Source organism: Mycobacterium sp. (genome assembly GCF_035499775.1).
Classification (GTDB): domain Bacteria; phylum Actinomycetota; class Actinomycetes; order Mycobacteriales; family Mycobacteriaceae; genus Mycobacterium.
Map to the genome: position 1 here is coordinate 1 of NZ_DATJYB010000631.1, position 20,328 is coordinate 20,328.

The 20,328-nt window shown below is 66.9% G+C and carries 16 protein-coding genes; 9 read left to right on the forward strand and 7 right to left on the reverse strand.

All coding sequences use genetic code 11. The features are described from left to right. Positions 1–346 (forward strand): cytochrome P450 (locus tag VML93_RS37590; RefSeq protein ID WP_325618812.1); only part of this gene is annotated, 346 nt, incomplete at its 5' end. Positions 347–383: 37 nt separating this feature from the next. On the opposite strand, the gene eccCa is transcribed toward VML93_RS37590, so the two are convergent. Then, on the reverse strand, positions 384–4,556 hold the full coding sequence (gene eccCa, locus VML93_RS37595; RefSeq protein WP_325618814.1) for a type VII secretion protein EccCa: 4,173 nt from the start codon (positions 4,554–4,556) through the stop codon (positions 384–386). Then, positions 4,553–6,073 carry a type VII secretion protein EccB gene (eccB, locus tag VML93_RS37600; protein WP_325618816.1) on the reverse strand — a complete coding sequence of 507 codons (1,521 nt, stop codon included), beginning with the start codon at positions 6,071–6,073 and terminating at the stop codon, positions 4,553–4,555. Before eccB ends, eccCa begins: the two co-directional genes overlap by 4 nt. A 365-nt stretch (positions 6,074–6,438) precedes the next feature. Between eccB and malQ the strand changes: the two genes are divergently transcribed. From malQ to VML93_RS37615, 3 genes are all read left to right on the forward strand, one after another. Then, positions 6,439–8,592: a 4-alpha-glucanotransferase gene (gene malQ, locus VML93_RS37605; RefSeq protein ID WP_325618817.1), complete on the forward strand. Its 2,154-nt coding sequence runs from the start codon at positions 6,439–6,441 to the stop codon at positions 8,590–8,592. A 9-nt stretch (positions 8,593–8,601) separates the two neighbouring features. Continuing rightward, positions 8,602–9,072, forward strand: coding sequence for a nuclear transport factor 2 family protein (locus VML93_RS37610; protein ID WP_325618819.1), 471 nt, complete (start codon positions 8,602–8,604; stop codon positions 9,070–9,072). Positions 9,073–9,197: 125 nt separating this feature from the next. Beyond that, positions 9,198–9,527: a LapA family protein gene (locus VML93_RS37615; protein WP_325618821.1), complete on the forward strand. Its 330-nt coding sequence runs from the start codon at positions 9,198–9,200 to the stop codon at positions 9,525–9,527. Between the two features lie 487 nt (positions 9,528–10,014). Here VML93_RS37615 and VML93_RS37620 read toward each other — a convergent pair whose 3' ends face one another. Continuing rightward, on the reverse strand, positions 10,015–10,443 hold the full coding sequence (locus VML93_RS37620) for a type II toxin-antitoxin system Rv0910 family toxin (RefSeq protein WP_325618823.1): 429 nt from the start codon (positions 10,441–10,443) through the stop codon (positions 10,015–10,017). Between the two features lie 112 nt (positions 10,444–10,555). Next, a complete protein-coding gene (locus tag VML93_RS37625; protein ID WP_325618825.1) occupies positions 10,556–11,119 on the reverse strand; it encodes a hypothetical protein in 564 nt (187 codons plus the stop codon). 222 nt (positions 11,120–11,341) lie between these two features. On the opposite strand from VML93_RS37625, the gene VML93_RS37630 reads away from it, so the two are divergent. Then, complete coding sequence (locus VML93_RS37630; RefSeq protein WP_325618859.1) at positions 11,342–13,210, forward strand: DUF4407 domain-containing protein; 1,869 nt, start codon at positions 11,342–11,344, stop codon at positions 13,208–13,210. A 97-nt stretch (positions 13,211–13,307) separates the two neighbouring features. Beyond that, positions 13,308–13,757: a DUF6941 family protein gene (locus tag VML93_RS37635; RefSeq protein WP_325618827.1), complete on the forward strand. Its 450-nt coding sequence runs from the start codon at positions 13,308–13,310 to the stop codon at positions 13,755–13,757. Positions 13,758–13,781: 24 nt separating this feature from the next. Here the strand turns inward: VML93_RS37635 and VML93_RS37640 are convergent, their stop codons facing one another. Beyond that, on the reverse strand, positions 13,782–15,005 hold the full coding sequence (locus VML93_RS37640) for a cytochrome P450 (protein WP_325618829.1): 1,224 nt from the start codon (positions 15,003–15,005) through the stop codon (positions 13,782–13,784). A gap of 192 nt (positions 15,006–15,197) precedes the next feature. On the opposite strand from VML93_RS37640, the gene VML93_RS37645 reads away from it, so the two are divergent. Then, a complete protein-coding gene (locus VML93_RS37645; protein ID WP_325618831.1) occupies positions 15,198–15,746 on the forward strand; it encodes a TetR/AcrR family transcriptional regulator in 549 nt (182 codons plus the stop codon). A 49-nt stretch (positions 15,747–15,795) separates the two neighbouring features. On the opposite strand, the gene VML93_RS37650 is transcribed toward VML93_RS37645, so the two are convergent. Then, positions 15,796–16,593 carry a DAPG hydrolase family protein gene (locus tag VML93_RS37650; RefSeq protein ID WP_325618833.1) on the reverse strand — a complete coding sequence of 266 codons (798 nt, stop codon included), beginning with the start codon at positions 16,591–16,593 and terminating at the stop codon, positions 15,796–15,798. Further along, positions 16,593–17,933, reverse strand: a complete 1,341-nt coding sequence (locus VML93_RS37655) for an FAD-binding oxidoreductase (RefSeq protein WP_325618835.1) — start codon at positions 17,931–17,933, stop codon at positions 16,593–16,595. The genes VML93_RS37650 and VML93_RS37655 overlap by 1 nt, the downstream gene beginning before the upstream one ends. A 122-nt stretch (positions 17,934–18,055) precedes the next feature. Between VML93_RS37655 and VML93_RS37660 the strand changes: the two genes are divergently transcribed. Beyond that, a complete protein-coding gene (locus VML93_RS37660; protein WP_414686553.1) occupies positions 18,056–18,751 on the forward strand; it encodes an IclR family transcriptional regulator in 696 nt (231 codons plus the stop codon). Between the two features lie 157 nt (positions 18,752–18,908). Beyond that, a complete protein-coding gene (locus tag VML93_RS37665) occupies positions 18,909–20,327 on the forward strand; it encodes a CoA transferase (RefSeq protein WP_325618840.1) in 1,419 nt (472 codons plus the stop codon). The last annotated feature ends 1 nt before the right edge of the window (position 20,328 follow it).

Genomic DNA, 20,328 nt, shown 5'->3' on the forward strand with positions numbered 1-20,328 from the left:
GCCGGTGGCGCCCCGCATCGTGACCGAGTTCGTCAACGTCGGCGGCATGACACTACCGCCGGGCTCGCAGGTGCGGTTGTGCATGGCCGCGATCAACCGCGACGGCAGCGACGCGTGGTCTACCGACGACCTGGCCATGGACGGAAAGGTGCACCGGCACTGGGGGTTCGGCGGCGGACCGCACCGCTGCCTGGGTTCTCACCTGGCCCGGATAGAGCTGACCGTGATCGTCGCCGAATGGCTCAAGCAAATCCCCGACTTCGCGGCACCGGCGGACTACGTGCCGGAAATCAAGTTCCCGTCAAAGTCGTTCGCGCTCAGGGCGTTGCCACTGAGCTGGAACTGATCGGGCCGCCCACGCGACCCGATCAGCCTGACAAAAGCTAGCGACGCAGCTCCGTCGCCGCGACCTGGACGAACACGCCGGTGTCCTCGGCCATCAGCAGGCCTCGGCCGCGGGGCAACGGGCCGCCCTTCATCTTGCCGCGGATGAAGCCCTCGTCGGGGTCGGCGTCCATCACGAGCAACGGCGCATTCGCCTGATGCAGGGCCCGCAGCATCGGGTCGCTGCCCGCCGAAGACCAACCGCCGAACGTGCGGGTGACAAGCACATGCAGGCCCACGTCCGCGGCCCTGGTAACCCAGGCGGCCGCCTTGTGCAGCGGCGAATCGAACCCCGGCGGCAACTGCTGGATGTCGTCGACGATCAGGAAGATCTCCGGACCGCTCCACCACGACCGCGACAACAGCTCCTCCGCGGACAGACCAGGCGGGGGTTCACGGCTGGCCAGCAGCGCAGACAGGTCGTTCATCATCGCCGAGACGCCGTCCAGGTTGTAGGCGAACTTCTCGACATAGTCGTTGCCCAGCGTGGTCAGCAGCTGACGGCGCGGGTCGACCAGCCAGACCTGAGCGGACGGTTTTCCGGCCGGGGGCGGCGGTGCGCTGCTGGCGCCCGGCGCGTATACCCGGCCGATCTCGGACATGATGGTGGCCATTGTCGTGGTACGCCCACACTCGCGTCGGCCCGTCACCATCAGGTGCGCATTCTCGGCAAAGTTGAGATAGACCGGTGCCAGGTCCAACTCCGATATCGCCCAAGCGATTCCACCGGCGCCAACGCCTTGCCGGGTGTCCCGCGCGGCCAGCTCGCGGACTTGTTCCACCCCGAACTTGGCGGGCAGGCGGCGTACCGGCGGGGCGTGCCCGCTCGCGAGCCGGCCCACCGCTGCGACGAGGCCGTCGGACTCGAAGATGTTGTCCGGCGTGTTGCCCAAAGCCGGCCGGGCCACCAACGTGTGCAGACCCGCCTGGGGATCGGCGTCGAGTCGGACGTAGTTGACCGCGAGCATGCCGCGTCCCGGCTTGACCGGAACTTCTTTGGCGAACCGGGAACGCACCAGTTTGGCGTCTTCCACGGCGGCCAGTCGCAACTCGACCCGGGAACCGAAGCCGCTGCGTACCGGGGGCCGCAGCTCTGATTCGCGATCGGCGCTGACCACCACGTGCACCCCGAACGAGGGTCCCTGGTTGATGATCACGTTCACCTGTTCGATCAGCACCTCGTTTTCCTCGGCCAACGCCCGGTAGTTGTCCACCACCAGGTACACGTCACCGAACCCATCGTTGGGCACCGGGCCGGGCTCGCCGCCGAACTTGCGGCGCCGGAAGACCTCCATCGAGGCGATTCCGTACTCGAGGAAGGTGCGCTTGCGCTCGCGGACCAATGCCAGCAGTTCGGCCACCGTACGGCGCACACCGTAGGGATCGGTGGGACCGGCTACCTCGCCGACATGCGGCAACCGGGCCACCGTAGTCAGCGCGGTGCTGCTGTAGGCCAGGCAGTAGAACTGAACCTGCTCCGGGGTGTGGGTCAAGGCAGCCGAGCAGATCAGTGTCTGCAGCGCGGTGGTCTTCCCCGAGCCGCCGGCGCCCAGAATCAGCACGTTGGCGCCCGGACCCGAGGTGTCGACCGTCCACGGCGGCTGGTCGTGCTTGAAGGGACGGTCGATGATGCCGATCGGGAAAATCAGGTTCCGGGCTGAGCCGTAATCCTTCTGCCATGGGTGTCCGAGGAAACGGTTCACCAACTCGTCGATCGCAACGGGTACCGTCAGTGGCGGTTGCCAGAGCCGGTAGGGCTCGAAGTTGATCTTGCGCAGCTGATCGATGATCACCGTGCCGACCTTCGGCGTCCGGATCCCTTCGTCGTCGTCCTCATCTCCCTCGACGTCCTCGACCTCAAGGATCTCGCCGTTGGAGTGCACCGCCACCGGCTCGATATCGGGGCCGCCGACACTCACCTCGAGCGGGGTGAAGTTGTTCGTAAACAGTTGCGGGCGAACGTAATCGATGTTGTGCACCAACACCGGCGCTTCGTCGCCGTCGACGGTGATGCCGCGGGAGTAGTAGTCCCGCCACAGGAACTCGGCCTGGAACCGGATGATGTCCTCGAGGCTCTTGCGGAAGTAGCCCAGACCCGCCTGCGCCGGCAGGTTCACCGCGTTGGGCACGCCGGCCGCCTGCGCGGCCCCGGCCGTACGTGCTTTCAGCACCAGCCGGTAACCCATGTTCTCCATCAGCTTTTCGGCGCGGCTTTCAATCGTCTGCGACGCCATCATCAGGTGGATCCAGTAGGCGCGGCCCTGCCGGCCGATCGAGTCGAGGACGTCGACCGCGGTCGGCATGATGCGGAACCACTCGTAGAACTCGTCGATGACCACCACCAGCATCGGCAGCGGCGCCATGTCCTGGCCGCGGGCCCGCATCCGGCTCCGCACCGAGTTGTACTCCTTGGCGTCGTCGACGCCGGCGGCGTCGCATACCGCCTTGCGTCGGGCGATTTCGCCCCACAGCGCGTCCAGGAAGCGCTCCATCAGCGCCTGGTCTTCTTCGAGGTCGGTGATGATCCGCGAAACGTGCGGCACGCCGGCGAACGGCTTGACCGCGGACCCACCCTTGAGGTCGGCCAGTACGAACTGCAACTCCTCCGGCGGATGACCGAGCATCAGCGACTCGATCACGGTTCGCACCAGCGTCGACTTCCCGGAACCGGTGGTTCCCGACATGACACCGTGCGGGCCGTCGCCGCCTTCGTCCAGCGACTTCATGTCCAAGAACAGGATCTCGCCGTTGTCGGAGCGGTTACCGAACGGAATCCGCAACCGCGACCGCCCCATGGTGTCGGTGCGATTGCCCCACAATGTGTGGAAGTCGATGTCCGAAGGGTCGTCAATTCCGTAGTACGACAAGATGTCTCGGGCGCCGATGTGGGCCACCCGTTGGCCGATCTCTTCGTAGGCCTCGGCCAGACGCCAGCGTGCCAGCTTCTGTGAGAACTCTTCCGACTCCGCGATGCTGAAGTGGTCGGTGAGCGCGAAGAACCAGGCGTTGTCGTCGATCACCATCCAGGTGTCGCGGTCGCGGGGCAGCGCCTCGATGACACCCTTGTCGTCGAACTTCAACGTCCGCTCGGGGACTGAAGTCCACATCGACGAGCCGGTCAGGTCGAAGAACGTCACGCCGTCGACACCCTCGGCGCTGATCACGTACTCCCACTGGGGGTCATTGACATCGGCGATGATGACGTGGTGAGGCGTCGGGCACTGCATCGACGAGCTGGCATGCCGTGGCGTGAAAGACCCACGGCCGGCGAACAGTTCGGCTTGCTCGGCGGCAAACTCCCGCACCGAGCTGTAGACCATCCGCGCGCTGCCCGCAGCGTCCTGACGCCGGGGGTCACCGAAGTGCGGGAGCCACTTGACCCACTCCCATTCCTCCAGATCGGAACTGACGACGATCATCTGCACGTGATCGGGCCCGTGCGAGAAGGCCAGCTGGCAGATGATCGCGCGCATCAATCCCAGTACCTGCTCGCGCTCGCCGATCAGCGAATACCAGGGCTCGACCAGCAGGGAGATCATCTTCGGCAGGTTGTAGACGACGCTCTGGTAGCGGCCGAATTCCTGCAGTGCCTTACCGGTCACCGGCTCCAGCTCGATGTCGGTCGGCATGTTCTGCGGCTCGCCCCAGGTCACCTCGGGCCGCGTCATGCCGACGCCGACCCGGACCACCCCGAAGTTGAGGTCCTTGCCGTCAGGCTTGCGCTCCCACATCCGCGACGAACCCACGGCAGCCGCCAGGGTGCTGGGCGCCGGGTGGAACCAGCGGTAGTTGGCGTCCATGCTGTCCGCCGACTCGTGCGCCGTCTCGCGCAGCATGTCGAGCATCAGCATGAACTGGGCGCGCATGGCGTCCAATTTCGGTCTGCTCATCTGCTGCTGGCCACCGAACCGGCCGCCGAACATCATCATCATCATGCCGCCGACCATGAAGATCGGGAATATAGAGCCCGCGCCGCCGAACACGCGTGAACCGCTGGCGAAGGTCATCGCGACCATGCCGCCGAGCAGGCCGATCACCACGACGCCGACCACAATCAGCCACCAGGGCTTGCCCTCCGGCGGAGGAATGCTCAGCGGCGTCGGGAGGACGATGTTCTCCGGCTTGATTACCGGAGGCTTCTCCGGCGTCGGCCGTGCAAAGCCACGTTTCACTTCGGTACCACCAGTTCTTGAGGTGTCATGTCCATCGGTAGCGTGTCGTGCTCCACCAGCGCGTCGGCTCGGGACAGCGTCGGCCCCTGCGGCAGCAACCGCAGCGCCACCCACGGCGCCAGGCTGGGCTGCAAGGTCAAGCCCAATGCCTCGCGGGCTTCTTTAGTGTCGTCGACTCCGAACCGTGCGCCCGCATTCGTCAGCCACCACAGCGATTCCGCTGTCTGGGAGTCCGGCTGGTTGCCGGTGACGGCGACGAAGTTCGCGTAGTTGGCACCGAAATAGACCTGGTCCGCTTCGCGGCCGGTGGTGTCGGCCTTCACCAGCGATACCACCTTCCCGGTGTGGCGGGCCGGGATCGGGATGGTAGGACCGGACACCACCTGTACGCGGGCCCGGTTCTCGCCGGCGGTCCGCTCCCACCACCAGCAGGTCGCCGGGTTCTCCCGGATGTCCACGACTTCCAGCGGGTTGTCCGGATACGACGAGAGATCCAGCCTGTTGACCACCGGCATCTTCGCCAATTCGGCGGGTTGCACGGTCACCGGCTTGCCGTTTCCAGGGCCACCGGCGTTCTGCAGAATCTGGGCCACCAGCGGCGGCAGCGTCTGCACGCCGTCGGCCAAAACCAGCGAATACTGTTGCGGACCACTGATCTGAGGCGTGACGAGGATCGTCCCCACGGGGCCGGGAGCACCCGCGAACGTCGCGTTGGCGTTCGCGTTGGGCACCTCGGGCACCACCAACTCCGGGCCCACCGGCAACGCGTCGAACAACGCGCGGCTCATCGGCCGGGCCTGGCTGACCTGCTCCGGCGTCAAACCCAGCGGCAGCAACACCGCCCGGTTGCCCGGGTCGACGCGCGACCGGCGTCCCTGCCGGATGACCCACGCGTCCTCGTTGTAGCGCAGCACCACCGCGTCGGACCCGTTCAAGACCCGCCGGTGGCCGGTGAGCTCGGGGCTGCCGTCGATCACTGTCACGGTCACCCCCTGGGGTGCCCCGGCACCGGTCGAGGTGGCCACCGTGTCGCACACCAGCCACGACGACGCCGGCGGACTCTTCGGCGAGAACTCCGACGGTGCACCCGGGATCCCCACCAGCGGGCCGTGCGGCTGGCTGGCGATCTGACTGCCCCGAACCAGGTGCGGGTTCTCCGGACGCCCGGCGATCAGCCGCGCCGACGCCAGGTTCAGCGCCGGGTACAACCGGTCACCCACGCGGACGTACAGCGCGCCGGAATCCCGGTCGGCGATGATCGCCGACTCGTTCAGCTGGCCGGATGGGCTGATGAACGACCACAGCAACGCCCCGAGGCAGATGACGAGCGCCGCGGACACCGACGCCACCACCGCCAAGATCTGGCGCCGGCCGGGTTCGATCTCCATGCGGACCCGCCACCGGGTCAACGCCATTGCGGTGCGGCGCGCCAGGAACTGGTAGCCGGTCACCTGGGTGCGCGTCGACAACCCGAGGCCGTATCCCGACCCTCGCCGCCCGCGACTCTCTTCAGCCACGTTTATTCACCATCCGGTCTGGTAGAGCGCCTGGATTCGGACCAGTGCGCAGATCACATCGACAACCGTAAGGCACCTACACACACCTCGCCATGTGGCGAGGTGTGCAGCTCATCTGCGCGCCGTGTGGTGTTCACGATTCCGTCGCCTTCCTGTCGACATCCTCGCGAACGGTGCCTAGCCCGGCGCGCATCACTGAGCTGCCACTTTGCCGGTGCCCCCGCTGAATGTTGCATGCCTTCACAGGGAATGGTAGCGACCAGCGGCCAAGTCGGCTTGTCGAACGGCGCGGTCACGCGGTGACGAGGTCACGCAGCCACCACCCGTGTCGCCATCGGCCGGGTCTTAGACGCAAGATGGGCGGCATGACTGAGCTCGCGCCCTCGCTGGTCGAACTTGCCAGGCGGTACGGCATCGCGACCGGGTATGACGACTGGACCGGCCGGCCGGTGCTCGTCTCCGAGACCACGCTGGTGGCGGTGCTCGCCGCCCTGGGCGTTGCCGCCAGTACCGAGCAGGAGCGCAACGAGGCTCTGGTCGCGCATCTCCGGTCGTATTGGGCGCGCTCGATGCCGTCGACCATCGTCGCGCGGACCGGTGCGCAGACGCGGTTCTGGGTGCACGTCACGCACGGCTATCCCGCCGACGTGTGGCTGCAGCTCGAGGACGGCACCGTACGTGGCAGCGTGCAGCAGGTCGAGAACTTCACCCCACCGTTCGAGTTAGGCGGCCGCTGGGTCGGCGAAGCCAGCTTCGTGTTGCCCACCGACCTGCCGCTCGGCTACCACCGGGTGTTTCTGCATTCCGGCGACTTCCAGACCAGTACCGCGCTCATCGTGACCCCGGATTGGCTCGGTCTGCCCGAACAGCTCGGCGCCCGCCGCGCCTGGGGCTTGGCCGCTCAGCTCTACAGCGTGCGGTCGCGCCAGTCGTGGGGTATCGGCGACCTCACCGACCTGGCCGACCTCGCGGTATGGTCGGCCTCCCGGCACGGCGCCGACTATCTGCTGGTCAATCCCCTGCATGCGGCCGCGCTGACGGCTCCGATAGAGCCGTCACCATATCTGCCGACATCACGGCGGTTCGTCAACCCGCTTTACCTTCGCGTCGAGGCGATCCCCGAATTCGCCGACCTGGACGGGCGTGGCCGGGTCCGGCGGCTGCGGTCCGAAGTTCAGCGACGGGCCGCCAAACTCGACGCGATCGACCGCGACGGCGCATGGGCGGCCAAGCGCGTGGCTCTGGAGGCGCTGCACAAGGTGCCGCGGTCGGCGGGCCGCGAACTCGCCTATGCGGCGTTCCGCGACCGCGAAGGCCGTGCCCTCGACGACTTCGCCACCTGGTGCGTGCTGGCCGAGAAGTACGGCGACGACTGGCACGACTGGCCGGAGACGCTGCAGCATCCCGCCGGTAAGGGCGTCGCGGGTTTCGTCAAGAAGAACTCACAGGCCATCGACTTCCACCGCTGGCTGCAGTGGCAGCTCGACGAGCAACTCGCCGCAGCGCAGTCGCAGGCGGTCCGGGCCGGAATGGCGTTGGGCATCATGCACGACCTGGCCGTCGGCGTGCACCCGAACGGCGCGGATGCCTGGGCTCTGCAGGACGTGCTGGCGCTGGGCGTCACGGCGGGCGCCCCGCCCGACGAGTTCAACCAGCTGGGCCAGGACTGGTCGCAGCCGCCGTGGCGGCCGGACCGGCTGGAGGACCAGGAGTACCGGCCCTTCCGCGCACTGATCCGGGCGGTGCTGCGGCACGCCGGCGGGGTGCGCATCGATCACATCATCGGGCTGTTCCGGCTCTGGTGGATCCCCGAGGGCGCTCCCCCCACCCAGGGCACCTACGTGCGCTACGACCACGACGCGATGGTCGGCATCGTCGCCCTGGAGGCACACCGGGCCGGGGCCGTCGTCGTCGGCGAGGATCTGGGCACCGTCGAACCGTGGGTGCGTGACTACTTATTACTAAGGGGCCTGCTGGGCACGTCGATCCTGTGGTTCGAGCTGGAGCGGGACGGACCAAGCGGAAGTGTCGGCCCGCTGCCCGCCGAGCGCTGGCGAGAGTATTGCCTCTCGTCGGTCACGACTCACGATCTGCCGCCGACGGCGGGCTACCTGGCCGGCGATCATGTGCGGCTGCGCAAGTCCTTGGGGTTGCTGACCAGGCCGGTCGAGGCTGAGCTCGAGTCCGACCGGGCGGAGCGGGCGGCGTGGATGGCCGAGTTGCGCCGGGTCGGGTTGCTCGAAGCCGGTTCCAAGGAAGACCCCGAGCAGGTCATTTTGGCCCTCTACCGCTACCTGGGCCGGACACCGTCGCGGCTGTTGGGGGTGGCGCTGACCGATGCGGTCGGCGACCGGCGGACCCAGAATCAGCCGGGCACCACCGACGAGTACCCCAACTGGCGGGTTCCGCTGACCGGTCCGAACGGCCGTGTGGTGATGCTCGAGGACCTGTTCACCAATCGCAGAGCAGCCGAGCTGGCCGAGGCCGTGCGCGCCCAGAGCGCCCCGGCGACCAACTGAAATCCACTGATGGCTCTTTCAGCGACTGACCGCGCCGCCCTGAGCGATTTGGTGCACCGGTATGCCGCCCACGTGGACGACCGCCAATTCGGCTCTGTCGCAGTACTTTTCACTGAGACGGCGGAATTGGCCGTCCCCGAGCCGCCGGGCGAGCTGCGACCGGCCCATTCGCACCGCGGCCGGCAGGCCATCGCCGCGGCGGTCGCCGCGGTTGCCCAAGTCGTGCGCACCGAGCATGCGATCGTCGGCGAGGTCTACGACGACGGACCACACCCGGCAACCGCACGCGGTCGCATCGCGTGCGTCGCGCATCACTGGAATGAACGCAACGGCGAGTTCGTCGATGCCGTCTGGCATATCCGCTACGACGACGACTACGAGGTGACCGACGCGGGTTGGCGGATCAGCCGTCGGGCGCTGACGATCAACGCCATCGAAACCCGCCCGGTACGACTAGTGCTGCCGCGCGACCCGACCTGAGCGAACTGGCTTGTGAGAGCTGGATTTATCGCTGACCTCGGCGGCACCGGCAACGTACTCGGAGTCGTTTGTCCAAACGGCGTTTCGGGTAGCTCTTTGAGGGGGTTCTACACGAGGAGACGCTCATGGGTGAGTTCTTGCACGACCCCGGCGATACCCATCGCACCACGCGTCCCGAACAGGACGCACCAGCCGTTTTCGACGCGCCAAGCTCGGACGACAAACCGATCGATGACGTGGAGCGGATTCCGCGGCTCGTCGTCATCGCCGCCGCCGTCGTGGTTTTCGTCGTTGGCCTGACCAACTTCGCCCTCGGGCAGGTCGGTCTCGGCGTTGCCGCGGTCAGCCTCGGACTGCTGGTCTTCGGGGCCGGCTTGAGCTGGCTTGCCATGGAGCGCAGGCGAGTTCGCCAAGCTGAACGCGAATGGCTGATCAACCACCGCGCGCCGCGCTAGCCGCCAATTATCACGTGGGGCAGACCTTCTTGACCCAGTCGTCACGGATCTTGTGGTTCTTCGTGTAGTCCGGGTCGTCGAAGTGGGCGCCGCCGGTGGTCACTAAGTGTTCGGATCGCGGTCTTGACCGACGTCGGCGGGTTGTAACCCTCCAAGGTGTCAGCGGCTTTGCGGGCGGCGTCTTTGTCCGACGACGCCAACAGGTCCACGTTCGCTCCGGTGACATCGACACATTGGCTGGTGTCCAGCGGCGTGACCGGCGCTTCCTCGACGGGGCTATTCGCAGCCGACGCGGCGGCGGAGGACTTGCCCGACGAAGCGGGTTGACCGCGATTTACCGGTCTGCACGCGCACTGCGGCCGCGCGAAACTGCGGCTGCCGGGCCGTACCCTAGCGCACCGCTGCGGACCCGTTGGCCTGTTGAGCTGCACTGATTTTCTTGCCGCATTGTAAAAATTCGGGAAACCGCGATCCCGGACGTACTTGGCTACTGCAGGGCAGCGAGGTTGTGCACCGACTTACGAACGTCGGAACGCAGCATTCTGGCAACCAGTTTTCCGATCCGCCCGCCGAGCAGACCGCCCTTCAAATCGGCCACCAGCGCAAAGGTGGATCCCGGATGGTTGTCGGTGATGTCGATGGACACCGCGAGGCGAATTCCACCGCGCCCACGGCCCTGCAGCTCGATCGATTTCGGCTCGTCGTAGTGGGTGACCGTCCAGTGAATGACGTTGCGGAAGCCCTTGACCCTGATCAGCGACGAGATACGGGTGCCCTCCCCGATCGTCGACGGAACCTTGCCGCGCCAGCCGCCGAAAATCGTCATCCACTCGTCGAATCGACGCAGGTCGGATGCCAGCTTCCAGGCGGAGGCCGGGTCCAGGTCCGATGACGTCGAAACGTCGACTCGTGCCATGTCTTAGCTGTTTTTCTGTGTGCAGTTGGCCGGGTTAATCACGAAACGCGCTGACTGGCTTTAATACCCGCGTGTGATGACCCGAAACCCCGGCGATTGCCGCGGTTGGCGGCTATTCGCCGTCCCAGGCGGTGTCCAGTTGGTGGGCGACGTCGATGACTTGCGCGGCCTGGGACTTGGGGGAATCGATTTCGTCGGCGACGTAGTGGGCGATGAATCGGCGGATCTCACCGTCGACCCCGGCCAGGATGCGCAGTACCTCGCCGCGAATGGATTTCGAGGACACGTTGACGGTGATGTCGGAGGGCCGCGGTTTGGCCACGTCGACGATCAGGACCAGCGGCATGGCCGCTCGCGCGGTTGCCCGCAACGCGATGTCTCCGGTGACGGTGAACCGCTGCTTGTCGAGCCGCAAATCGAGCAGCAGATCGATCGACAACGGGATGTGGATGATGAATGTGATGCTGTCACCCAGGCGGCGGGTGACCCGCGGGTCCTTGACCTTGACGTTGGCGCTTACCTTGGCGATCCCCCCGGGCCCCTGGGCGATCGGCTCCATGGCGAACTCGGTGCCGGCGAAAGCGTCCAATGCGGCGGCGACGCGCTCCGGGGTGACGGCGTACTCGAAGAATCTACGGCCGAACTCTTCGTAGGTGACGTAGTCGTAGTTTTGCATAGGCTTATACCGTCTCACGTTGCCTGCTGTTATCGCCGCTGATCTGCTCGCGTCGCCGGAATTTCGCGCCTGACGAGCCTGTTCACCCCCGGACGTCTCACGCTGTGTGTGATCTGTCGCCCGGTCGGGTGTTGTGTGAAGCACACCACAAAGATGGCCCTTCGATTCGGTGTGTCGGGCGGCGACCTGCCAGGCTTGGAGAAACTGGAGGTGTTGGAATCCATGCGCGCGCATGAATCTACTGAGTCGCGCTCGGCTGCATCCACGGTAGAAGGGCTGCTGACCTGGCTCGGCGGTGGACACTGGCGCGAGCTTGGCGAGCGTCACGAGCGGTCCACCCACGCCGTGGCCGGCGCGGTCGTGGTGTGCGGAGCCGTGCTGGCCTGGCTCGTCGCGGGCCTGGCTGTCAGCGAGTCCGCACGGTGGCCGATATGGGCCATCGTCGGGGTGACGTTGGTCTTCGGGCTGCTCGTCGGTGCGGTGACCCGCGCAGTCACCGGCGGCCCGGGGCGAGGTGTTGCGGGCATCCTGGGACGCGGCGCGGTCGCCCTGGCCGTCGGCGTCGTGGTGGGCGAACTGGCCTCGCTCGTCATGTTTTCCGGCTCGATCGACCGTCGCGTCGACGAACGGGCCGCGTTTAGCGCCGAATCCACGCCGGCGGTCGCGCAGGCATCGGCAACTCTCGCCCGCACGCGCGACGCGCGCACCGCACTCGACACCGCGGTGGACCAGGCACGTGGACACTTGGACAACGCGTTGGTGGTGGCACGCTGCGAATACAACCCCACGCCGGCCTGCCCGCAGACCCGGATCACCGGAGTCCCCGGCGCCGGGCCCGAAACACGAACGGCAAACGAGCTTCTGGCTGACGCGCGCCGTGAGCTGGACGATGCCACGGCAACTCGCGACCGCGAAGCGCCGGGACTGGACGCGAAGGTCTCGCACGACCAGCAGGCCCTTTCCGAGGCGCGCCGCACCGCGATCGCCGATGCGGGACACGGCCTGGGCACCCGCTGGGTCGCGCTGAACGACCTCACCCTCGCCAGCGCCGGTGCGCTGATGCTGCGGCTGATGGCGATCGCGTTTTTCGCGCTGCTGTATCTGCTGCCGCTGATTCTGCGGCTGTGGCGCGGTGAGACGACCCACGATCGTCAGTCGACTGCGCGCGCCGAGCGTGAACGTGCGGAACTCGAGGCCGATACCGCCATCGCGATCAAGCGGGCCGAGGTCCGCCGCGAGGCCGAAATCATGTGGGCCGAGCATCAACTCACCCAGGCTCGCCTCGCCATCGAGGCCCAGATCGAAATCGACCGCGAGCAGCAACGCCGTCGGGTAGCCGAGGCGATCGAGGGTCCAGAAGCCCCGGTCCGGGCACTATCTGGGGTCAAGGCGCAGCGTACTTTCGAACCAGTGGAGGAAGACATGTACTTGCCGATCGCCGCTGAGGCCGAAGCAGCCAGCCGCGCAGTCGCCGAATTGCCTGCTGGCACAACGCAAGCCCCCGCCGACACCCCGCGGCAGCTGCCGGTGCCGGCCGAATCGGGCGGCGCGGTCGAGCCGCATCAAGAGCCCGAAGAACGCGGCACCCCGTTGATCCCGTCGATTCCGGACGCCACCAGAGCTGCGGCTCGCTGGATTCGTCCGCTGGTGCCGCCGTTCGTCGCTCGGGCGATCGACAACACGACTCAACCGCTGCGCACGGTGCGCCAGGTGTTCGAAGAGGTCGAGGAGATCGCGTTTTCGCTCAAGCGCACTCGCAAGGTGACGGTGAACGCCGAGAGTTCCGACCCGGGCGACCGCCGGCCGGAGACGGCGCCGCAGCCCGCTGCCGCGCCCGCCGACAACTCGGCCGAGACCCGGCGCGTCGAATCCGCACGCCACTACGCCGATGCCGGCAACGCTTGGCCGGCCGCGGACTATGGCCAGCTGCCCGCCAACGACGGGCACGCATCGCTGGGAGCGCCGAGTGACCGGCCAGGCCAGTCGCTCGGACAGGCAGAACGCGAAGGCCGGCGCGAGTTGGTCGAACGCGAAGGTCCGCGTGAACTGCGACCGCCCGAGGGTCCGCGCCAACTGCCTCCCGCGCCGTAGCATCGGCGGTTGCGTCAGCCAACTTCGCGACCCGGCCCTGAGCGTATTATCCAGCCCAGGCGTTTCGGGTAATCGCTCATTGGATGGGGAGCGCGAGATGAAGATCAGCCTGTTCCTTGCAGACGCCGCACAAGCCGACGCCCAATCGGGCAAGGTCCATGCTCTCGGGCTGGGTTGGCGGCAGTGCCAAACGCCCACGCCCGCTTTCGCTTTGGTGATATTTCTGGACATCGACTGGAACGAGACCAACACGCGGCACCAGCTGAAGTGCCAGCTCCTGACGACCGACGGCGATCCGGTGGTGCTGCCCGGGCCACACGGGCCGCAGCCGATCCTCTTCGAGGCGGCAGCGGAGGCCGGCCGCATGCCGGGGTCAGTCCACGGCGCTTCGGTGCGAATGCCGCTGACACTCAATATCCCGGCCGGAATCCCCCTGGAACCTGGAATCTACGAGTGGCGCGTGGAAGTCGATGGCTTCGCGGAAGCGACGGCGGTCGAGTCGTTCGTCGCGGTCGGCGCGCCGGCGCAAGGACCAAACGCCTTGTGAGGCTGGCTAAGTCGTTGAGCCGGATCATTTGACTGCCAGCTCGAGGCGTTCGAGGCGCCGCACCAGGATGCTGGGCAACCACTGTCCGACGTCGACGGCCTCGATCGCCGAGGTGCGATCGAGCAGCAGCCGCAACACGATCTGGGCCTCTAGACGCGCCAGTGCGGCACCCACACAGAAGTGCGCTCCCTTCCCAAAACTGATGTGGCCCTTGGCTTCGGCTCGGTCGAGGCGAAACTCACCGGGCGTTTCGAAGTGGACCGGATCGCGGTTGGCCGCGCCCCACAACAACAGCAGATGGGAGTCGGCGGGCAGTTCCACACCCGCGAGCGTGCTGTCATTTCGCACGTGCCGGTAGTGGCCCCGGAAGGGCGCCTCGAACCGCAGCGTCTCTTCGATGAATGCTTTTAGCAGCCCTGGGTTTTCACGCACCTGTTGCTGGATGTCGGGACGGTGCGCCAGCATCCAGGCCGCGCTGCCCAGCAATGAGGCAGTGGATTCGCCGCCGGCGGCGAACAACGTCACCATCATCACCTGGGCGGTGACCAGGTCCAGCTCGCCCGACGCACGGGCGGTGGCCAGCTCGCCGAGCAGGTTGTCCTGCGGGTCGGCGGCGGCCTGGCCGAAGCGTTCGGCGATGTAGCCGCTGAGTTCCATCACGGCGACGCCGGCAGCGTCGAGCTGGCTCTGATCAACCAGACCTTCGAGCAATTGGGTGGCCGCGTATCCCCATTTCACCAGCTGGTCAACGTCGGTGTCGGGCAGGCCGATCAGCTCAGCCACCACCATCATGGGCAGGCGGTTGGCCATGTCGCCCATCCATTCCACGCGTCCGTCGCGCACGCCCTCGCGCCACAGCCGGTCCGCGGTCTCGGTGGCGAATTCCTGTATGGCGCCGATCCGCCGGGCCGCCAGGTGACGTACCAACAGCTTGCGGTGCAGGGCGTGGGCCGGGTCGTCGGCGGTCGCCAGCGCGTGGGTGGGTCCGCCCAGCGGATCCATCTGGAACGGTTTGATCTCGCCGTCGGCCGTGTAGGTCATGGTCGCGGTCAGGTTGGACGAGAAGTCCACGGGACGGCCGATTGCGTCGTTGACCGCGTCCCAACCGCAGACCCCATAGAACTCGGAGTCGCCGATTCGGTGGACCGGCCCGGTCGCCCGCATGCGCTCGTAGAGCGGGTACGGATCCTGCAGGGAATCGGCTCCGAAGAACCTCAAGGGCCCGGCGGCCTCGTACACAGCGGTCATATTTTCAGGCTGCTTGGCGGATCTCCGCACGTCAACGGCGCCGCGATAAGTCGAAACCCGGCGCCGGGCGAGTTTGCCGCCGGTTGTCTCATCGTGGGGCCCGGACCTGCGACGACGATGAGATAGATTGCTAATGGCGTCTCAATGTGAGACAAAGCCAGGTTGCTTCGCGAGACGGAGGACAGGTGACCAGTGCCTCGTGACGATTGGCTGGTCGGGGGTGATCGGCGGGCGATCGCGGCCGAACGCATCTACGCCGCCGCCGCGGACCTCATCGCGAAGGAGGGCGTGGACGCCCTCGACATCGACAGGCTCACCGCCCGCGTCCATTGTTCACGAGCGACCATCTACCGATACGCGGGCGGCAAAGCGGAGATTCGTGACGCCGTGCTGGCGCGTGCGGCGGCCGGCATCGTCGATGCGGTCCGCTCAGCTGTGCAGGGTATGAGTGGCGCGGAGCGGGTAGTGACGGCGATAACGTTGGCGCTTAAACGAATTCGATCTGATCCGTTGATCCACCCGACTATCGTCTCGATGCGCGGCGTCGACGAGACGGCATGGCTCACCGGGTCGCCGTTGCTCGCCGCTTTCGCGTCCGATCTCGCCGGGCTCGCCGACGCCGATCCCCAAGCCGCCCAATGGGTCGTGCGGGTGGTGCTGTCGTTGTTGTACTGGCCCGCCGGCGACGACGATGCCGAACGCCAATTGGTGCAGCGCTTCGTCGCACCCGCATTCGGTTGAGGCGCGCCGCCGGTCCCCTCGACGCCTCGGAACACCGCGCTGCGCGGCGTTATTCGTCGCCGAAGCTTTCGTAGAGCTCGGGCAGGAAGCCGGCCAGGTGGTTCATCTCCTGTGCGCAGTGCACCAGCAGGTTGCGAGCGGTGGCCTCCGACGTGCCAAGTAGCCGAGACGCGATGGGGCGCAACGCCTTTGACGCCACACCGGGAGCGTTGCGCACCGCGACATGGGGTCCGCCCATCCAGAATCGTGACCGCATCTCGGCTCCGCCTGATGTCGCGCGGATGTGATGCACGAACCACCCGGCGTCCACCGGGGCGTCGCCGGAGCCCAGTCGCGCGCAGATCGCCACCGCATCGTCGCTGTCAGCGGGCAGACCCATGCTGGCAGGTTCGACAAACTGGATCGCGGCATTGAGCAGCGTCGAGCCGATGTACTCGCTGATCATCGACCAGCGACCCACGTAATGCCGGGCGCCCATGTCACCGTCTTTCCACGCGGCGGACAGGTGGGCTCGCGGATGCCACAACTTGTAGCGGCGGCTGTCGCAACCGTGCCAGCCGAACCACCACACCCACATCGCGGGGGTGACCCCGGGCATGTCGGTGCGCACCGATACCTGGAGGCTGCCGTCCTCGAGGATTCCGTAGCCGTTCTCGGTCTGCTGGTATCCCGCGTCCGCGACGCTCGCGGCGTCGCCGAGCGCCAGCAATGCCATCCCGCCTTGCGGGCCATGCTGCAGTGCCTCCACGACATGCTGTGGCAGCGGCGCCATTTCAGGCTTGAAGAACTTTCCGAACGGAGTATCGGCGTCGTCGTCGCGGTAGCCGAGGTAGAGATCGCGTGCCATCAGATTCGCCCCATCCAGCTGTTGAACAGACCGTCGGGATCGTATTCGGCACGCACCCGGTCCAGCTTTGCCATGGCCTCCTCGGTCGCGAACCGCGCCGGGCGCTGGCCGAGGTTCTCGTCGGCGAGCTGGATTCCGGTGGCCAGATGCGACATCGCGGCCATGTTGGAGCGCGCCCAGTCGCCGTACTTGTCGTCGTCGGCGGTGTCCTTCCAGGAGCCGTAGAGCGCCAGGTAGATCTCGTCTTCGATGCTGTAGGCCATGTCTTGGCGTTGTGGCGACGGACCCCAGTTCAGCCAGAGGAAGTGCGAGGGGTTCGGGGGCATCGTGTCGAAGATCTTCCGGATGCCGGGCAGCAGGTCGTCAGCCGACGCGGAGGTCCACATGTTGTCCGCGGTATAGCGGTGGTCGCCCAGATAGTGGGTCATGACGGCGGTATACCAGGTGGGTAAATCGCTTGGCATGTAAGGGACTTTGACCAACGCCTTATCCACGACCGGGCAGGTGTCGAAGATGGCGAGGGCCTTTTCGGCTTCGGCTTCGGAATCGGTGAATGCCGGCGACGCGAACACAATGCCGGGGCTCTCGATGCCCATCTCCGGGACACTGCGAGTGGCGAGGGCCTGCATCTCGACGCACCGGTCCACTTCGGCGCTGATGCTCCGGGCCCAGGTGTAAACCTCGTCGGCGACGTCCCACGGGTAGACATACACGCTGGTCCCGCAAACGGACGGGCGCGGATACAGCTTCAGGTGGAACGAGGTGACAACGGCGAAAAACCCCGGTCCCGCGCCTCGGGCGGCCCAGTAGAGATCAGCGTGATTCTCCGCGTCGCAGTAGATCTTTTCGCCGTCGGCGGTGATGACGTCCAGACCGACGACGCTCTCGCAAGCCGGGCCGTAGATGCGGCTGTTCCAGCCGTATCCGCCCTGCAGTAGGTAACCGCCGAGGCAGACGCCTTTGCAGTGGCCGCCGGGGAAGAACAGGCCCTGTGCTTCCAGGTCGGCCATCAGCAGACTGCCGCCTTTGCCGGGACCGACGACCGCGCAGCGCTTCTCGGCGTCGATCGTGGCGTGATCGAGTCGGCTGACGTCGAGCAGAACGGCTCCGTCGCGCAGATGGCTGGCCGCGAAGCTGTGCCCACCCGAGACGATGCTGACCTGGTGTCCGTTGGCCTTGGCGTAGCGGAGGGCGGCCACAATGTCGTCGGTGTCGACGGCCGCAACGATCACCGCGGGGTAGCGCTCGGGCACTCGCTGATGCCAGACGGTGGCACGGCGCGCTTCTTCGTACCCGTCGTCGCCGCGGAAGAAGTGCCGCCCGGCCGGTGGCGCGCTCATCTGCAACTCCTGCGTCTAGATCCATAATGCGGTTCTTTGTAGTCCGCTATCCGGCACACTATAGTGGAATCGTGCCGTCCAGGGAACAAAAGCCGCGAACGAATCGGGACGAGGGCATCCAGGTGCTGCGCCGCGCCGCTGCGGCACTGGACGAGATCGCCGCCGAACCGGGAGAGCTGCGCCTGGTCGATCTCGGTGAGCGGCTGGGGCTGGCCAAGTCGACGACTCGCCGGCTGCTGGTCGGGCTGACCGAGGTCGGCCTGGTCAGCGTTGATCCACACGGCCGCTTCTCACTTGGCGAGCGCCTGCTTGGCTTCGGTGGCGACGCCGCCGCGCACATCGCAGCGATCTTCCGGCCGATCATCGAGCGAGTGGCGCGCGCAACCGACGGCGAGACGGTCGATCTGTCGGTCCTGCGCGGCCAGCGTATGTGGTTCGTCGACCAGATCGAATCCTCCCACCGGCTGCGGGCGGTATCGGCGGTCGGCGTCCGATTCCCGTTGCCCAGCACCGCCAACGGCAAAGCTGCTCTGGCGGTGCTCGACGACGCCGACGTCGAGGCGGCGATCTCGCGGCTGGCCCCAAGGGTCGCCGATCGGTTGCGGGCCGAGATCGTCGAGATCCGGCGCATCGGAATCGCATTCGACCGCGAGGAACACACCTCGGGGATCTCCGCGGCCGCCGTCGCGCGGCGCACCGCCGGTGACAACGTGGTGGCGATCTCGGTGCCCGCACCCACCGAACGATTCCTCGACAAAGAGCGGCGCATCACCGAAGCCTTGCGTGCCGCAGCGGAATCGCCGGCCTGGACGCGCTGAGGCTTCCCTCGAGCGACCATATCCTGCGCCAGCCGGTCGATTCCGAGCACTTTCCGTCATTTCTGACGCCCTCCGACCGCTGGCTCGCATGCTGGCGACTGCTGCACCAGTCGCCGGCGATTCGCCGAGCCACCTACCCATGGAGGGAAGTTCGTTCATGACCGATTTCGATCCGACCACAGCTTTGGATGGTCTGCTTGCCGACGTCGGGCTGTCGGCGGCCGATGCAGGCGGACTTGTGACGTTTGCCGGGCAGGATCCGATCATCGCGGCCCGTCACCGATTGGGCGCCGCGATCGGCATCCCGATGATGGGAAACGCGGTCGCCGCGGCGGCGCTGCACCGTCATCGTGGTGGCCCCGCCCAGGATTTGCATCTGGATTTGCGCGAGGCCGTCCATCACATCAACCCCAGCTTCCACTGGCACCCCACCCTGGCCGGCGAGTTCCCTTCGATTGCTTTGGTTTTGGACAACCCATTCGCGCTCATCCCCTACCGCACGCGCGATGGACGCACCGTGATGGCCTCCGCGGTATACCCCCATCAGTCCGCCAAGTGGTGCCGCTTCCTCGATGTCCCGCCCGACTTCGAGAAAGTCGCCCGGGCGTTCGCGCGCTGGGACGCCTTCGAGCTGGAAGCGGCCGCCAACGAGGCCGGGCTGCCGGCCTGCGTGGCCCGCAGCCCCGAGGAGTGGCTGGCCCATCCACACGGCGCCTTCCTGGCCACCCAGCCCGTCATCGGCCTGACCCGCATCGGTGAAGCCCCACCGCGGGAGCTCGGCGAGTCCGCTCGCCCGTTCGGCGGGGTACGGGTGTTGTCGTTCACCCACGCGATAGCCGGGCCCACGGTCGGACGAGTGCTCGCCGAGCAGGGCGCCGACGTGCTCGGCGCGACCCGCCCCAACGACTTCGAACATGACTGGGTGTACTTCGAAGCCAACGTCGGATCTCGCAGCGCCTGGCTGGATTTGACCAAGGACACCGGCAAGGCCGACGTCGACCGGCTGCTGCGTGACGCCCACGTCGTGGTGAACAACCACCGCGGTCTGAAGCTGGAGAAACTCGGCATCGATCCCCGCGAACTGGCCAGCACTCACCCGGGGCTGGTGCACGTCTCCGTCACCTGCTACGGCTCCGCTGGGCCGTGGGCCAATCGGGGCGGTTTCGACATGAACGGCTCGGCGGCATCCGGGTTGATGGTCCTCGAAGGCAGTCAGGACCAGCCGCAACTGCCACCGACCGGGCTGATCAACGATTTCATCACCGGCTACATGGGCGCCCTGGGTGCCGCCGCCGGCCTGCTCAAACAACAGCGCGAAGGCGGCAGTTGGCATGTCACCGTCAACCTCACCCGCAATGCCATGTGGTATCAGACCCTGGGCCTGGTCGACCCTGCCGACGCCGGCTGCGACGACGCGCACACCTTCGTCGAGCCCGGCGTCTACGAAGCCGACAGCCCGATGGGCAGGGTCCGCATGCTGGCTCCCCCGGTCACCTTCAGCCACACCCCGCCCCGCTGGCCCGACCCGATCCTGGTCCCCCGCGGATCGAGTGCGCCCGAGTGGGCGCACGGGTGAC

Bases quoted from the DNA above. Each gene is read 5' to 3' on its own strand.
- malQ (WP_325618817.1), top strand. From the start codon at position 6,439: ATGACTGAGCTCGCGCCCTCGCTGGTCGAACTTGCCAGGCGGTACGGC.
- VML93_RS37610 (WP_325618819.1), top strand. From the start codon at position 8,602: ATGGCTCTTTCAGCGACTGACCGCGCCGCCCTGAGCGATTTGGTGCAC.
- VML93_RS37615 (WP_325618821.1), top strand. From the start codon at position 9,198: ATGGGTGAGTTCTTGCACGACCCCGGCGATACCCATCGCACCACGCGT.
- VML93_RS37620 (WP_325618823.1), bottom strand. From the start codon at position 10,443: ATGGCACGAGTCGACGTTTCGACGTCATCGGACCTGGACCCGGCCTCC.
- VML93_RS37625 (WP_325618825.1), bottom strand. From the start codon at position 11,119: ATGCAAAACTACGACTACGTCACCTACGAAGAGTTCGGCCGTAGATTC.
- VML93_RS37630 (WP_325618859.1), top strand. From the start codon at position 11,342: ATGCGCGCGCATGAATCTACTGAGTCGCGCTCGGCTGCATCCACGGTA.
- VML93_RS37635 (WP_325618827.1), top strand. From the start codon at position 13,308: ATGAAGATCAGCCTGTTCCTTGCAGACGCCGCACAAGCCGACGCCCAA.
- VML93_RS37640 (WP_325618829.1), bottom strand. From the start codon at position 15,005: ATGACCGCTGTGTACGAGGCCGCCGGGCCCTTGAGGTTCTTCGGAGCC.
- VML93_RS37650 (WP_325618833.1), bottom strand. From the start codon at position 16,593: ATGGCACGCGATCTCTACCTCGGCTACCGCGACGACGACGCCGATACT.
- VML93_RS37655 (WP_325618835.1), bottom strand. From the start codon at position 17,933: ATGAGCGCGCCACCGGCCGGGCGGCACTTCTTCCGCGGCGACGACGGG.
- VML93_RS37665 (WP_325618840.1), top strand. From the start codon at position 18,909: ATGACCGATTTCGATCCGACCACAGCTTTGGATGGTCTGCTTGCCGAC.